The following is a 15,406-nucleotide window of genomic DNA, read 5'->3' as shown; positions in this document are numbered from 1 at the left end:
TACGAGACCCGCTATCGTGAACAGCGTCCCCCGGCTGCCTCAACCCCCGAGGTGGCCTGAACCGGAGTCTCCACTCGATCCAGGGCGATTCAAAGTACTTCGTCCTGGCCTGCCTCAGCGACAAGTTCTGGCAGAAGTTGTTGCCGATGCTCGATGAGTACGGTGACTTCCGCGACCCGAAATACCGAACCAATACCGGGCGGGTCGAGCACCGCGGAGAGTTGTGTGAGCGGCTGCAGACCATCTTCGGCAAGCGCCCAGCCGATTCCTGGCTGATCGACCTCGAGGCCGCCGGGGTGCCGTGCGGTCCGATTCACCGCCTCGAGGAGGCCCTCGAGGATCCGCAGGTCGTCGCGAACGAAGCGGTGATCAGCCTGACCCACCCGACGCACGGGAGCTACCGCGCTCCCAACAACCCCATCCGATTCGCTCACGCCGACACCGGCCCACGCGGTTACGCACCCGATCTCGGTGAACACACCGACGAGGTCCTCCGCGAGATCGGATACAGCGAGGACGACGTGCTCGCCCTGCATACGAATCGGGTTGTCCGCCACGGACCAACCACCGAGCCGAACGCGATCCCAAATATCTACTAGTTACCGGTTCCGCCCACGGACGGGATTGAACAAGAATTCTGAAGGAGTGCAACTGACATGGGACCGCTGAACGGGATAAAGGTCGTCGAGATCGGATCAATCGGTCCCGGCCCCTGGTGCGCGATGATGCTGAGCGACATGGGCGCGGAGGTCCTGCGCATCGACCGGGCCGACCACGTCGGTGCGCAGCCCGACGGTGCGCGTGCGATCGACTTCGTCAACCGGCGCGGGCGGCGCTCGGTCGCCGTCGACCTGAAGAACCCCGACGGTGCCGAAGTCGTCCTTCGGCTGGTCGAACAGGCCGATGCCCTGATCGAGGGCAGCCGGCCCGGGGTCGCCGAACGCCTGGGCATCGGCCCCAAGGAGTGCCTGGCGCGGAATCCGCGCCTGGTGTACGGGCGGATGACCGGGTGGGGCCAGGAGGGTCCGCTGGCCCAGGTGCCGGGGCACGACATCAACTACCTCGCGCTGAGCGGGATGCTGCACGCCATCGGCCCGGAGGGCCGTCCGGTTCCGCCGCTCAACCTCGTCGGCGACTTCGGCGGCGGCGGGATGCTGCTGGCGTTCGGGATCGTCGCGGGCGTGCTCGAGGCGTCCCGCTCGGGGAAGGGCCAGGTCGTCGACGCGGCCATGGTCGACGGAGCCTCGCTGCTGGGGTCGATGTTCCATGGGCTGCGGCAGATCGATGCGTGGCACGACCGCCGCGAGTCCAACCGGCTCGACGGAGGCGCACCGTTCTACGGCACTTACGAGACCTCGGACGGCCTGTGGGTGGCGGTGGCCGGAAACGAGCCGAAGTTCTACGCGGTTCTGGTCGAGGCGCTCGGGCTGTCCCTGGACGAGCTGCCGGAGCAGATGGATCAAGGCGGTTGGCCGGACACCCGCAAGCGGTTCGCCGAGATCTTCCGGACCCGGACCCGCCAGGAATGGGTGACGAGGCTGCAAGCGCTGGAGACGTGCTTCTCCCCGGTCCTGACCCTCGACGAGGCGCTCGAACACGAGCACGCCGTCGCCCGCTCGGCATTCGTCCCGCTTGACGGCGTGCTGCAGGCAGCGCCGGCGCCGCGCTTCGGGCGCACCCCGGGACAGGTCACCCTCCCGGCAGCGCGGCCCGGGGAGCACACCGACGAGGCCCTGCGCGACTGGGGATTCGACGCGAACGAGATCGCGAACCTGGCAACGACGCACGCGATCAAGCAGTCGCAAGGTACGCAATGAACCTCTGCGAGCACACCGCGCCACCGTTCGACGGTGAGCTCCGAGTCTCGCCGTGGCTCGATGTCCCCTCCTGATCGACGGCCACGGTCTGCGTGACCAAGCATTCTTATCGAAAGGAAATCACACGATGTTGCAGCCAGGAGACGCTCCCGGACAGGCAATACCGCCAACACCCATGAAGAGAATCGGCCCGGCCGTTGTAATCGGCACCGCGCTGGAGTGGTTCGACTTCTTCCTGTATTCGTCCATGGCAGCGCTGGTTTTCGGGCAGGTGTTCTTCCCGTCGAGCAACTCCGCCGGGAGCACCTTGGCTGCCTTCGCCACGTTCGCCGTCGGGTTCTTGGCCCGGCCGCTCGGGGGGGTCGTCTTCGGCATCATGGGCGACAAGATCGGTCGCAAGACAGTGCTCTCGCTCAGCCTCTTGATCATGGGAGGAGCGTCAGGTTTGATCGGCCTGTTGCCTTCCTACGCAACGATCGGAGTCGCCGCACCGGTGCTCCTGGTGATACTTCGGGTGATTCAAGGATTCGGTGCGGGCGCCGAGTTCGGGAGCGCCATCGCCGTGTCCTACGAGCATGCCGGTGCGAAGAACCGGGGCCGCTACACTTCGCTTCCTGCGCTCGGTGTCCAGATCGGACTGCTGGCTGCCTCGTTGTCGGTTACCGCAGTTACCAGCTTCGGCGACGAGTTCCTGTACAGCTGGGGCTGGCGAATCCCTTTCATTGCCAGCTTCGTGCTCGTCGGAGTCGGTTATTGGATACGCCGTAACATGCCGGAGACCCCGGAATTCGAGCGGGTTGCGGCAGCTCGGCCCCAACGTAGGAGCCGCAAAATCTTCGGTGATCTGCTGCGGTCCGATTGGCGTGGGCTGTTGGTTGTTGCGGCAGTGTATGCGGGCTACGCCGCGATTTCCTACACGTTCAAGACGTTCTCGCTCTCATACCTCAGTGAGTTCCAGGATGTGCCGGCGAATGTGGGGTCGTTCGGCGTCGCATTGGCCAGCGCGGTGGCAATTGCCGTGGTGCCCCTGGTGGGCAGGCTGTGTGACCGGGTCGATATCCGGTGGATCATGCTGTTCAGTGCTGCCAGCGTTCTGCTGATTGCGTTCCCGATGTTCTGGGTGCTCGATACCGGAAAGCCCGTATTCGTCTGGGCCATCTTGATCCTCGGCACCGGCATCCTGGCCCCGATCATGATCGTGGCGTCGAGTCCCTTCATGGCACAGCAATTCCCCACCGATGTGCGAGCCTCGGGTCTCGGCGCCGGCCGCGAGGTCAGTGGTGCCATCGCAGGCGGTCTCGCCCCGCTGGCTGCCCTGACGATCGTCACCCTCTCCCCCGAACACGCCACCTGGGGTGTCTCCCTCCTCCTGATGGGATGCGCACTGCTCGTCGTTGTCGGTGTCCTATCCGACCAGAAGAACCGCGTACTGACGCGAAGTAGTACGAACTCGATCCCTGAGAGTGTCGACGAACCGGCCACCAGCGCCTGAAGTTCCACCCACCCGCGTGACTGAAAAATGCGCGATCTGGTTCGCGATTACCAGCACCCACGCGGACCACGGCATGAAGGTGCCGTGAAGCCGCACTCCCCCAAACATCTACATCACACGTTCAACTCCGGCAGCAGTGGTGCTGTCGAATCGAAAGGACTTCCCATGCCCGGTCTGTACTTTGAAGAATTCGAGCCGGGTGCGGTCATCGACCACCCGACCCGTCGCACGGTGACGGAGACGGACAACATCTTGTTCAGCACGATGACGTTGAACCTGGCGCCGCTGCATCTGGACGCGGAATACAGCAAGGACTCGATCTACGGGCAGCGCCTGGTCAACAGCCTGTTCATCCTCGGCCTGGTCTCGGGTATCTCGGTGCCCGAGACCACCCAGGGCACCACCCTGGGCAACCTCGGCTACGAGGACGTCAAATTCCCCAAACCGGTGTTCCACGGTGACACCATCCGGGTGCGCACCGAGATCCTCGACAAGCGGGAGTCGAAGAGCCGTAACGACTCCGGCATCGTTGCGTTCCGTCATTACGGCATCAACCAGCGCGACGAGGTGGTGTGCGAGTGCCGCCGGGCCGGGCTGATGCTCAAGCGCACGGCGACGGAATCAGTCAACGCTTAACCGGATCGTGGGCGTCGAGGAGGAACGGGTATGACGAAGAGCCAGCAGGACGATACCGCCCGGCGGTACGCCTGGATGCCGAGTGACTCGGTAGTCGAGCGCAGCCGGTTGCTGTCGGCGATGCGGCGTTGGGGACACGAGGACATCGACGAGTTGAACCGGTCCGCGGTCGCCGACCCAGAGCGGTTTTGGCGCAACGTCGTCGACGATCTGCAGATCACCTTCGACGCACCGTTCGAACAAGTTCGTGACGAGTCCGAGGGCAAGCCGTTCCCGCGGTGGTTTCCCGGCGGGCGCCTTAATGTCGCGAACCTGTGCGCGCACCGGCACGCGGTCGGCGAACTCGCCGGCAAGACGGCGGTGGTCTACGAGGGGGATGGTGGGCAGCGGCGCACGTTGACCTACGCCGAACTCGATCGTCAGGTGCGCCGGTTCGCGGCGAACCTGACCCAGCTCGGCGTGGCGCGCGGGGATCGGGTGGTGCTGTTCGTCCCCGCGGTCCCGGAGGCGGTGGTCGCGTTCCTGGCGATCGCGATGATCGGAGCCATCTCGGTGCCCACCTTCACCGGATACGCGCCGGATGCGCTGGCCACCCGGCTGCAGGACTCGGAGGCGGTCATGCTGATCACCGCGGACGGCACGACGCGCCGCGGCAGGGCGGTGCCGATGAAGGAGACCGCGGATCAGGCGCTGGACTCGGCGCCGTCGGTGCGCACTGTCGTGGTGCTCCGCCACCTCGGTACCGAGGTCGCGATGGCCGCGGGCCGCGACGTGTATTTCGAGGATCTGGATCCGGATCCGGCACCGGTGGAGACGGCGCCGACGGAGGCGAACGACCCGCTCACCATTGTCTACACGTCCGGGACGACGGGCCGCCCGAAGGGGATCGTGCACTCGCACGCCGGTTTCGGGGTGAAGGCGGCGGTGGACTTCGCGTACGGTTTCGATGTTCATGCCGATGATGTGGTCTCCTGGATCACCGATCTCGGGTGGTTGGTGGGCCCGTTGTTGATGACCGGGCCGCTGCAGCTCGGTGCCACCATCGTGATGATCGAGGGCCTGCCCACGTACCCGACCACCGGACGGTTGTGGGAGATCGCCGAACGCAACGGTGTCACCGTTCAGGGCATTGCCCCGACGGCGGCCCGGGCGTTGATGGCGGGCGGCGACGAGGCGGTGCGCGAGATGCCCACGCTGCGCTCGTTCGTCTCCACCGGCGAGGCGTGGGACGAGCCCACCTGGTGGTGGCTGTTCCAGCAGGTCGGGCGATCACTCCGGCCGATCATCAATTACAGCGGCGGAACCGAGGTCGGCGGCGGCATCCTCATCGGGTACCCGTTCCTGCCCACTGCCGCCGCGGCGTTCAACGGCGCACTGCCCGGCGTCGACGCTGTCGTCCTCGGCGAGGACGGTGCACCCCTCGTCGACGAGGTGGGGGAACTCGCCGTCCGGAACACGTTCCCGGGCATGACCCACGCGTTCTGGCACGACCGTGACCGGTATCTCGAAACCTATTGGAAGCGGTGGGACGAGGTGTGGGTGCATGGTGACCTCGCCAGCGTCGACGCGGACGGGGTGTGGCGGATTCACGGCCGGTCCGATGACACGATCAAACTGTCGGGTCGTCGGGTGGGCCCGGCGGAGATCGAGGCGGCGCTGCTGAGGGATCCGCGGATCGCGGAGGTCGCGGTCATCGGGGTACCCGACGAGCTTCGTGGGCAGCGCGCCGTCGCGTTCGCCGTGGTGCGCGAGGGCGGCGTCGATTCCGACGATCTGCAGGCGACGGCCCTGCGCAATGCTGGTAAATCCTTCGCGCCGACCGTCCACACGGTCGCGACCCTCCCGAAGACGAAGAACGGCAAGATCATGCGCCGCGCCATCCGGGCGCGGTTCCTCGGGGACCCGGTCGGGGACATGTCGTCACTCGACCCGGCGACACCACTCGAAGACATCCCACACCCGCAGGTAGCTGAAGAAGGGATAGGGCGATGAGCCAGAACGACACTCAGAATGTCCAGTTGCACAACACTTCAGTGAAGACGTATGGGGAGTTCCCGACGCTCGCGATCGATCGTCCCTCGGACGGGTTGTTGCGGATCGTGCTGGACGGGCCGGACCTGCACGCGGTGGGTGCGGACATGCACCGTGAGTTGGCGGATGTGTGGGCGGCGATCGGCCGGGACGAGTCGGTGCGGGCGGTGCTGATCCGCGGCGCCGGCGACCGCGCGTTCTCCGCCGGGGGCAGTTTCGACCTGATCGAGGCGATGGTCAAGGACTGGGACACCCGCACCCGGGTGATGGCCGAGGCCCGCGACCTGGTCCGCAATATCATCGAATGCCCGGCCCCGATCGTCTCGGCGATCAACGGCCCCGCCGTCGGTGCCGGACTGGTTGCCGCCCTCCTGGCGGATGTGTCCGTGGCCGGTCGGCGCGCGAAGATCGTCGACGGCCACGTGCGGATCGGGGTGGCCGCCGGCGATCACGCCGCCATCTGCTGGCCGCTGCTGTGTGGGATGGCCAAGGCCAAGTATCACCTGCTCACCAACGAGGTCCTCACCGGCGAGGAGGCGGAACGGATCGGGATGGTCTCGGTGTGTGTGGACGACGACGCCGTGCAGGCCCGTGCCCTGCAGATCGCCGAGAACCTGGCCCGTGGGTCGCGCAGCGCGTTGCGGTTCACCAAGCACGCCCTGAACAACTGGTACCGGCAGGCGATGCCGATCTTCGACGCCTCCCTCGGTTTCGAGTTCTACGGCTTCGGCGGCCCGGACGTCGCCGAAGGTATTGCCTCGCACCGCGACAAGCGTCAGCCGAGGTTCACATGAGCGGGCCGTTGGACGGGATCACCGTGCTGGGCCTCGAACAGGCCATCGCCGCACCGCTGTGCACCCGGCACCTGGCCGACCTGGGCGCCCGGGTGATCAAGGTCGAACAACCCGGTTCCGGGGACTCGACCCGCCACTACGACGAGGCCGTGCGCGGTCTGGCCGCCCACTTCGTCTGGCTCAACCACGGCAAGGAATCGGCGGCACTCGACCTCACGGCACCCGCCGACCACGACCTGCTGCACGACCTGCTCGAACGGGCCGATGTGATCGTCAGCAACCTCGCACCCGGTGCGCTGGACCGGCTCGGTCTCGGGGTGGACGCACTCGCCGAGCGGTATCCGCGCCTGATCATCGTCGACATCTCCGGGTACGGGCGCGGCGGACCACTCGATCACAAACGGGCCTACGACCTACTCATCCAGGCCGAGGCCGGGTCCTGCACCATCACCGGCCTACCCGGACAGCCCGCGAAACCGGGTATCCCGATCGCCGACATCGGCACCGCACTGTATGCGTACTCGGCGGTGCTCGCCGCGCTGTTCGACCGGGAGCGGACCGGGCGCGGCGCGGTCATCCCGATCGCGATGCTCGACGTGGTCGCCGAGATGATGGGCTTCGCCCTCAACCAGGTGATCCACAGCGGTGTCGAACCCGAGCCCGTCGGCATGGGCTCGCCGATGGTCGCCCCCTACGGCGCCTACCCGACCGCCGACCACCTGACCGCCGTGCTCGGCACCACCAGCGACCGGGAATGGCGGCGCCTGGCGGCCGACCTCCTGGGCCGTCCGGATCTCGCCGAGGACCCGCGGTACGCGCACAACGCGGACCGGGTCCGGCTGCGCACCGAACTCGACGAGATCGTCGGCCTCTGGTGCGCGCAACGCACCCTGGCCGAGATCCAGCAGGCCGCCGATGCGGCCGGGATCGGCAACGCCCGGCTCAACGGGGTCCAGGGCCTCGCCGAGCACCCGCAACTGGCAGCCCGCGGACGGTGGCGCGATATCGACACCCCGGTCGGCCCGGTGCCCGCCCTGGTGCCGCCCGGCCTCGCACAGGGCTGGACCACGGCGTCGGGCAGCGTCCCGGCGTTGGGCGCAGACACCGACAGCATTCGCGCGGAGTTCGCGAGTACTGCACCGACCGCCGCCGGCAGTGTGCGGCCGTAATCGCACGGTTTGACACACGATTTCACACACGTTGGGAGAAAACCATGAGACCGCTTCGTTCGTTGTTGTTCGTGCCCGGGCATCGGGAGGGGTGGGCCGAGAAGGCCATCGCCGCCGGCGCCGACGGCCTGATTATCGACCTCGAGGACTCCGTGCCGGAGCACCTGAAGGACCAGGGACGCGCCACGGCCGCTCGGACCATCGTGCGGCTGCGGGAGGCCGGCGCGGATGTCGGACTCTATGTGCGGCTGAACGCACTGGACACCGGGATCTCGGGTGACGACATCGCCGCGGTCGCCGTGCCGGGCCTGGACGGGTTCGTGTTGCCGAAAACCTTCGGTCCCGATGACATCGTCCGGTTCGACGCCCTGGTGACCCATTTCGAGCGGGCCAACGGCGTGGACGCCGGGACGTTGGAGTTCATCTGCTGCCTCGAGACCGCCGAGGCGTATGCGAGCTGCGAGAAGATCGCCGTCGCGTCCCCTCGGGTGGCGACCCTGTTCGCCGGGACCGCCCGCGACGCGGACGTGTCCCGATCCGTCGGGTTCCAGTTCACCCCGTCCGGTCAGGAGACGCTGTATCTGCGCAGCCGGGCGCTGCTCGCGGCCCGCGCCAACGGTCTCGAGTTCCCGTTGGTCGGGGTGTGGCAGGACCTCACCGACCACGACGGGGCACGGAACTTCTCCGAACGCAACCGCGAACTCGGTTTCCGCGGTCAGGTGTTGATCCATCCCTCGCACATCGCCCTCGCCAACGAGGTGTTCAGCCCGTCCGACGCCGAGATCGCTTTCTACTCGGGCATGATCGAAGCCTTCGAGGACGCCGAAGCCCAAGGGCTGGCCGCCGTCCGGTACGAGGACATGCACGTCGACTACGCCCACATCAAAACCGCCCACGAGATCCTCGCCTACGCAAGCAGTCTGAGTCGGGCTGCCCACTGATCAAGGCCCATCCGACACCGGAAAGATGCCACTGACGATGCTCGATCACACAGCCTCCGCGCTCCAGCAACTGCCCGACGAAGTGGCCTCCTATGTACGGCAGATGATCCTTGCCGGGAAGGTGCGACCAGGAGAGTTCGTACGCATCGAACGGATCGCGGAGGCTGTCGGAGTAAGCACTACTCCCGTCCGCGAGGGACTTCTGAAACTCTGCGGTGAGGGTTTCGTAAAGACGGTCCCTCGCCGGGGCTATGTGGTTGCTCCATTCACCAAACAAGATGTGCGCGACCTCTTCTGGGCACATGCGCTGCTGGCCGGTGAACTCGCCTCGCGAGCCGCCGAGAACATCACCCATACCGACCTCGACGAGCTCGCGACCATACTCCGAGACCACCAGAAGGCGATCGCCCACGGTGACGCCGACGATGTCGCCGCACTCGGGCACGCCTTCCATCGCAGGGTCAACGCCGCCGCCGGCTCTCCTCGGCTTGTCCGTCTACTGGATTCGGTCACTGCGAACCTGCCGAACCTCTACGACGCCAGACCCGAGCCTCACCTCTCGACCACACAGGAGGCGCGCCTGCTCGCCGCTCTACGCAAGCGCGCCGCCACGTTGGCCAAGACGCTCATGGAAACCCACATCTTGGACGGAGCCGATCACATGATCGCGGAACTCGATCGACGTGGTCTGTGGAACGACGTCTCGGAAGCCCCGCCGAACGGTGCCTCGACCGCGAACGAGGCCGTGTCGACGCCGACGATCCGCCGCGGAGGCGTTGCCGCCCGTCCGCGACGTCCTCGGTAGCGGTCAGTCTCTGTACGAGACGGCCCCTCGCCGGGCTACGCGGCGCCCGCGTAGTGGGCGGGGCGGGGCAGCATCGGACGGCAGACGGCGCGCGGGATGCCGCACACTTCGAAGAAGTCGATGACGATGGATCGGACCTGCGCGGAGACGACGGCTGCCGAGAACCCCGCCGAGATCTCCTGCTGCGGCAGTGAGCGCGCGAATCGCTCGAGTTCGTCGCTGATCTGGATTTCATTGGGCTTCTTCGCGGGAGTCGCGAGAATCATCAGCCGCATCCGGTCGGCGAGGTGCGCCAGATCGGAGACGGCGTCCGCCAACTGCGGGTCCACTCGCTCGCCGTCGTACGTGGCGATCAGGGCGCGCCGCACCAGGACCCGGGTGTTGCGTGCGGCGTTGTCGATCGGGTCGGCGATCGATGCCAGCCGGCCGATGCGGCGTCGTCCCCGCCAGTGGATCGGTGACATCCGTGCCACTTCGGAGCCGGAGCGGAGTTCGACGCGCATGCTGTCGATGGTCGACTGCGTCGAACGGGCAAGTGCGAGAGCATCCTCCAGCGCGGAGACGTCACCGGCGGCCAGTCCCTTCGATGTCTGCCGGAGGGCTGCGGCCACACTGTCCAGCACAGCGGCGGCGCACCGGCGCGTCCGTCGCACGGGGTCGGTGGGCAATACGGACAGCGCCACCAGGCTGAGCGCACCCCCGATCAGTGCGTCCACGACACGGTCGAACGGGTGGGCGCTCGTGGCGGATGCCATGGCCGCAACCAGCGCCGCGGAGGAACCCGCCTGCAGCACGATCACCGAACCACCGTCGAGGAGCACCGCGAAAGACATCGCCACAGCCACTACGAGGCAGATCTGCCAAGGCCCGTTGCCGATGTACCGCACGACGACGTCCGAGACGATCGTTCCGATGGTGACACCCGCAATCAGCTCGCCGGCCCGGCGACTGCGGGCACCCCGTGCGACGCTCAGGCATACCACCGCCGCCAGCGGGGCCAGCAGCGGCTGCTCGTGACCGGCCACCTCGACCGACACCCACCACGCCGCCCCAGCGGTGACCGCAGTCTGCGCAATCGGCACCAGGTACCCCGCGAAGCGAAGCAACGCGGCACGCACTGACGGCAGCGCGGTGGAGCCGATTCTCCGGAGAAAGCCGAGTATCGAAATGAGCTGGAACACAGTGGTACAGCTTTCTGGACGGTCACACGTGGGCAGGAGCACATTCACCAGCGCCTGCCGCTCCGACGACCGCCGGTGGACAAGCCTTCGCAAAGCTTGTCCTGGATTTCTTACGCCCGTGTAAAAGTCGCCGCTTTCATAGCGCAGATCACGTTATGCGCCCTATTTCGGGCGATGCAGGTCACAGCAGACTGCTGAACGTGGCTTGAAATCTTCGTGATTCAAACCACTCGCCGGGGTCGTGAGCCACCGTACGATTCCCCCACATATACGGGGAAATCGGTCTCCGTGAGTGAAGGGATTGCGCGCGTGCCCGAAGTGGGAAGTAACGGAACCGGCGGTGTCGCGGGCCAGCAGGAGATCCCGCCGGGCGCGCGAGGGTACGACGGATTCGGCGGACATATCGGGCGGACGAGTGCGGAGTCGACGCCGTGGTGGGCGCCGGAGACGACAGCGCCGGCCGGTGCACCGAACATCGTGGTCATCCTCATCGACGACATGGGCTACTCGGACATCGGACCGTTCGGCTCCGAGATCGACACCCCCAACCTGAACCGGCTCGCCGACAGCGGCTACCGGCTGTCGAACTATCACACCACCTCGGTCTGCTCACCGGCTCGCGCGGCGCTGCTCACCGGCCTGAACCCGCACCGCGCCGGCTACGGCAGCGTGGCCAACTTCGATCCCGGCTTCCCCGGACTGCGGATGGAACTCGCCGACGACGCGCTCAGCCTCGCGGAGATTCTGCGCGCGAACGGGTATGCCACGCACGCGGTCGGCAAGTGGCATCTCGCGCGCGACACCAACCTCGCGCCGGGTCGCACCCGCGATTCCTGGCCCCTGCAGCGCGGATTCGACAGCTACTACGGATCGCTCGAAGGAATGAATTCGTTCTACTACCCGAACGAGTTGATCTCGGACAACTCCGTGGTCGACGTCGAGGAGTATCCGTCGGACTACTACGTCACCGACGACATCACGGACAAGGCCATCTCGCGCATCAAGAGCCTGCGCGCCCACGACGCCGACAAGCCGTTCTTCCTGTACTTCTCGCACATCGCGATGCACGGACCGCACCAGGCCAAGCCCGAAGACCTGGCCAAGTACCGAGGCCGCTACACCGAGGGTTGGGACGCAGTGCGGCGCAGCCGCTTCGACGCGCAACTCGAGGCAGGGTTCTTCCCGCCCGGCACCCAGATGGCCGAACGCAACACCGAACCCGGCTACGACGCCCCGCCGTGGGACGAGCTCACCGAAGAAGAGCAGCTGCGGTTCGCCCGGTACCAGGAGGTCTACGCTGCGATGGTCGACAGCATCGACCAGAGCGTGGGCCGGGTGCTCGACACCCTCGACGAACTCGGCGAGACCGACAACACCATCATCGTGTTCACCTCCGACAACGGCGGCACCGCCGAGGGTGGCGCGGCGGGAACACGTTCGTACTTCAGTCAATTCGTGCACGGACCGGTCCCGGCGGACTGGGTGCGCGACGTCCCGCACGACGAGGAACTGATCGGCTCGGAGAAGATCGGCGTCCACTACCCGCGCGGCTGGGGGCAGGCGTCGAATACTCCGTTCCGCTTCTACAAGGGTCAGACGTTCGCCGGTGGTGTCCGGGTGCCGTTCCTGCTGTCCTGGCCCGCCGGTCTCGGGCGCGCCGACGGCGATACCGGACTGCGCAAGCACTACTCGTACGTCACCGACATCACCCCGACCCTCCTGGATCTCGCCGGACTCGAGACTCCGAGCCATCGGAACGGGCTTCCCGCGCAGGAGCGTGACGGTGTCAGCATCGCCGACGTCCTGCGGGACGCCGCGCAGCCCACCCCTCACACGGAGCAGTACGCCGAGTTCGGTGGTCACCGCGGGTTCTACCGGGACGGCTGGAAACTGCTGTCGCTGCACACGGATCCGACCCGGGTCGACGATCCGCAGTGGCAACTGTTCGACGTCGAATCCGACCCTGCCGAGACCACGGACGTCGCAAGTGTCTTTCCCGAGAAGGTGCGGGAACTCGCCGAGGCGTGGGATCGAGCGGCGTGGCACAACACCGTGTTCCCGATCCTCAACGACCGCAAGGCCGTGCAGCGGCGGCCCGACGAACTCCGACTCGCGGAGCCGGTGAAGATCCTCGCGGGTACCCCGACGCTGGAACGCTATCGGTCCAGTGTGCTGATCCAGTACCGCGACTTCACCATCGACGTCGCCACCCACGCGATCGCCGCGGGCGACGAAGGGGTGCTCGTCGCTCACGGTGACCCCCACGGCGGATACGTGCTCTACGTCGAGGACGGCCGGATCGTGTTCGCGGTCAACAGCTACGGCCGCGTCGCGCACACCTCCGCGCCCCTCGGTGCGGATGTGGTGGGCGTGCAGGTGCGGGCGGAGGCCACCGAATCCGTCCGGTGGAACTTCACCGTCACCCTCACCGACGCGGCCGGGGTCAGCACCGACGTGGCCACCCTCGACGACCAGTTCCAGCTGGTCGGCATGGCGCCGTGGACCGGGATCTCGGTGGGCGTCGACGCCCGCGGACCCGTCGTGTGGGATCTGCGGGAACGGCGCGGAACCTTCCGATTCACCGGCGGGCTGCGGTCGGTGACCTACACCCCCGGCCCCGTGCGGGTGCCCGAACCGGTGATCCAGGAGGTCGAAGAGTTGGCCGAGGCGATGGCCGACTGACCGGAGCGGTCGGGCGCGCGAAATCGCGCCCGACCTCCGATGGATTCCCGGCTAGTTGTCGTCGTCGGAATCCTTCTTGCCGTCGGAATTCCGTCGCCAATGGGTGAACCGCTCCTTGATGTCCGCCGCGACGTCGCCGACGCCGTTTCCGACGGCGTCCACGGTGGTGCCCAGTCCGCTGCCTATTTCACGGAGCATGCGGATCAGCGGGTCGTTCGAGGTGTCGAAATTCTGTTTGTACGATTTCGCGGCCTTGCGGAATTCTTCGCTGATCTTGGCGTCGTCGTCCTCGCTGCGGCGCGGGTATTCGCCTCGCAGGATCGCCGCGTAGGCGCCGCTGTCCACCCACTTCTTCAACTCGGCGGCACGCAGCACCGAGAACGGGTGAGAGAGCAGTTCGATGTTGAGGAGCTTGAGGACGCCGTCGCGCAGGTCGCCGCTGGCGTCGTACTCGGCGGCCTGGGCCAGGAAGGCGTCGGTGTCGATCTCGCTGACCCGGGAACCGCCGGCCAGCTTCAGCTGCACGCGAAGGGCGGTGTGGACGTCCTGCCCGCACAGCAATCCGGCACGGTCGCCGGACAGTTCCGATTTACGCTGCCATTCCATGAGCGCGGCGATGATCGCTCGCAGCGCCCACCCGCCGATGGGGATCCAGCCGATGGTCCCGGCCAAGCGCATCAGATGCATGAGGATCGTGCGATACACCGCGTGCCCGGACAGGGCGTGCCCGAGTTCGTGGCCGATGATGAACCGCTGCTCCTCGTAATTCATCACGTCGAGCATTCCGGTGGTGACCACGATGAACGGCCGGTCCATGCCGATGGTGAAGGCGTTCACGACCGGGGTCTGCAGCACGAACAGTTCTGGTGTCTCGTCGGCACCCAGAATGCGCACGCAGTCGCTGCGGAGGTCGTGGAGATCGCTGAACTGCCGTTCGTCGACGCGCACGGAGGTGGCCAGGTACATCAGCCGGTGCTGACGCTCCTGCAGCAGACCCGAGATGGTCCGGAAGACCGTGTCGAACCCCTTCAAAGTCCGCAGGGTGACGAGGGCCGCCCGATCCGCCGGGTGCTCCCACGCACGCGAGCTGATCTCCGGGAACGCCGTGCGAACGCGGTCTGGTGTGGTGGTCAAGCTTCCCCCTGGGTCGGTGTGCGTGGCCTCCAGGTCAGGGTAGCGCCGGAGGGTAGCGGCGGCGGTCGTGCTGGGCATTTTGCCAACCACCGACCGCGGCGACTGCTCCGAACATGCGCAGTATGCTCAAGCTTGACGCTCGGTATTGCTCAAAGTGCGTTCCGATGTTCGACTGTTGTGAGAGATCTGCACACGAGACCTCGAAGATGCGGTGAGGTCGGTTCCCACAGGTCCGCCTGCCCGTCACCGCCGATCCGCCTCGCCCACGAACTGGGCCGAGGAGGATCGGATTCGGTGCCAGGAACTCACAGGCAAGGACGAAGCAATGAACGACGCCCGCACGATCGACGACCACACGGCGCAGCTCACCCCGCGCGCGGCCAATCCGGAAGCGCTCGTGGAGATCGAGCAGCGCGTGTTGTGGCTCTCGACCGCAATGATCCACCACGCCAACCGGGTTCGCCCGAACCCCACGGGCCTCAAGGTGGGTGGTCATCAGGCGTCGTGTGCGTCGATCGCGACCATCATGACGTCGTTGTGGTTCGAGCAGTTGCGGCCGGGGGATCGGGTGTCGGTGAAACCGCACGCTTCCCCGGTGCTGCACGGCATCAACTACCTGCTCGGTGAGTTGGACGAAAAGTATCTGACCACGTTGCGGGAGTTCGGTGGGCTGCAGTCGTACCCGTCCCGGTCGAAAGATCCGGATCCGGTGGACTATTCGACC

12 protein-coding genes and 1 pseudogene are annotated in these 15,406 nt (G+C 66.6%); 11 read left to right on the top strand and 2 right to left on the bottom strand.

Translation table 11 applies throughout. The features are described from left to right. Positions 1 to 56 precede the first annotated feature (56 nt). The 9 genes from ACFWAY_RS50275 (at position 57) to ACFWAY_RS50235 (ending at position 9,685) form a co-directional block, all read left to right on the top strand. Positions 57 to 599 (top strand): CoA transferase, encoded by a 543-nt coding sequence (locus tag ACFWAY_RS50275; protein WP_378516052.1) that lies wholly within the window; start codon positions 57 to 59, stop codon positions 597 to 599. A 57-nt stretch (positions 600 to 656) separates the two neighbouring features. Continuing rightward, the gene (locus ACFWAY_RS50270) at positions 657 to 1,817 is read left to right on the top strand and encodes a CaiB/BaiF CoA transferase family protein (RefSeq protein ID WP_378516050.1); all 1,161 of its coding nucleotides are present in this window, start codon (positions 657 to 659) and stop codon (positions 1,815 to 1,817) included. A gap of 175 nt (positions 1,818 to 1,992) precedes the next feature. Further along, positions 1,993 to 3,309, top strand: coding sequence for an MFS transporter (locus ACFWAY_RS50265; protein ID WP_378516049.1), 1,317 nt, complete (start codon positions 1,993 to 1,995; stop codon positions 3,307 to 3,309). A 165-nt stretch (positions 3,310 to 3,474) separates the two neighbouring features. Then, a complete protein-coding gene (locus tag ACFWAY_RS50260; RefSeq protein WP_378516048.1) occupies positions 3,475 to 3,945 on the top strand; it encodes a MaoC family dehydratase in 471 nt (156 codons plus the stop codon). A gap of 30 nt (positions 3,946 to 3,975) precedes the next feature. Next, entirely contained in the window at positions 3,976 to 5,937 is a 1,962-nt protein-coding gene (locus ACFWAY_RS50255) for an AMP-binding protein (protein ID WP_378516047.1), read from the top strand. Beyond that, positions 5,934 to 6,770 (top strand): enoyl-CoA hydratase/isomerase family protein, encoded by an 837-nt coding sequence (locus ACFWAY_RS50250; RefSeq protein WP_378516046.1) that lies wholly within the window; start codon positions 5,934 to 5,936, stop codon positions 6,768 to 6,770. The genes ACFWAY_RS50255 and ACFWAY_RS50250 overlap by 4 nt, the downstream gene beginning before the upstream one ends. Then, complete coding sequence (locus ACFWAY_RS50245; protein WP_378516045.1) at positions 6,767 to 7,939, top strand: CaiB/BaiF CoA transferase family protein; 1,173 nt, start codon at positions 6,767 to 6,769, stop codon at positions 7,937 to 7,939. The genes ACFWAY_RS50250 and ACFWAY_RS50245 overlap by 4 nt, the downstream gene beginning before the upstream one ends. Before the next feature lie 44 nt (positions 7,940 to 7,983). Next, on the top strand, positions 7,984 to 8,880 hold the full coding sequence (locus ACFWAY_RS50240) for an HpcH/HpaI aldolase/citrate lyase family protein (protein ID WP_378516044.1): 897 nt from the start codon (positions 7,984 to 7,986) through the stop codon (positions 8,878 to 8,880). Between the two features lie 37 nt (positions 8,881 to 8,917). Continuing rightward, positions 8,918 to 9,685 carry a GntR family transcriptional regulator gene (locus tag ACFWAY_RS50235; RefSeq protein ID WP_378516043.1) on the top strand — a complete coding sequence of 256 codons (768 nt, stop codon included), beginning with the start codon at positions 8,918 to 8,920 and terminating at the stop codon, positions 9,683 to 9,685. Between the two features lie 35 nt (positions 9,686 to 9,720). Here the strand turns inward: ACFWAY_RS50235 and ACFWAY_RS50230 are convergent, their stop codons facing one another. Further along, complete coding sequence (locus ACFWAY_RS50230) at positions 9,721 to 10,866, bottom strand: aromatic acid exporter family protein (protein WP_378456935.1); 1,146 nt, start codon at positions 10,864 to 10,866, stop codon at positions 9,721 to 9,723. A gap of 318 nt (positions 10,867 to 11,184) precedes the next feature. Here ACFWAY_RS50230 and ACFWAY_RS50225 point away from each other — a divergent pair, with 318 nt between their 5' ends. Beyond that, the gene (locus tag ACFWAY_RS50225) at positions 11,185 to 13,548 is read left to right on the top strand and encodes an arylsulfatase (protein ID WP_378516051.1); all 2,364 of its coding nucleotides are present in this window, start codon (positions 11,185 to 11,187) and stop codon (positions 13,546 to 13,548) included. 51 nt (positions 13,549 to 13,599) lie between these two features. Here ACFWAY_RS50225 and ACFWAY_RS50220 read toward each other — a convergent pair whose 3' ends face one another. Next, a complete protein-coding gene (locus ACFWAY_RS50220) occupies positions 13,600 to 14,682 on the bottom strand; it encodes a M48 family metallopeptidase (RefSeq protein ID WP_378456933.1) in 1,083 nt (360 codons plus the stop codon). Between the two features lie 325 nt (positions 14,683 to 15,007). On the opposite strand from ACFWAY_RS50220, the pseudogene ACFWAY_RS50215 reads away from it, so the two are divergent. Further along, positions 15,008 to 15,406: pseudogene (locus ACFWAY_RS50215) on the top strand (pyruvate dehydrogenase); the annotation flags it as partial.

Origin of the sequence: Rhodococcus sp. NPDC059968 (assembly GCF_042738615.1) — a bacterium.
Lineage (GTDB): Bacteria > Actinomycetota > Actinomycetes > Mycobacteriales > Mycobacteriaceae > Rhodococcus_F.
The sequence above is the reverse complement of the archived record's forward strand: the minus strand, read 5'-3'. Positions and strand labels throughout refer to the sequence as shown.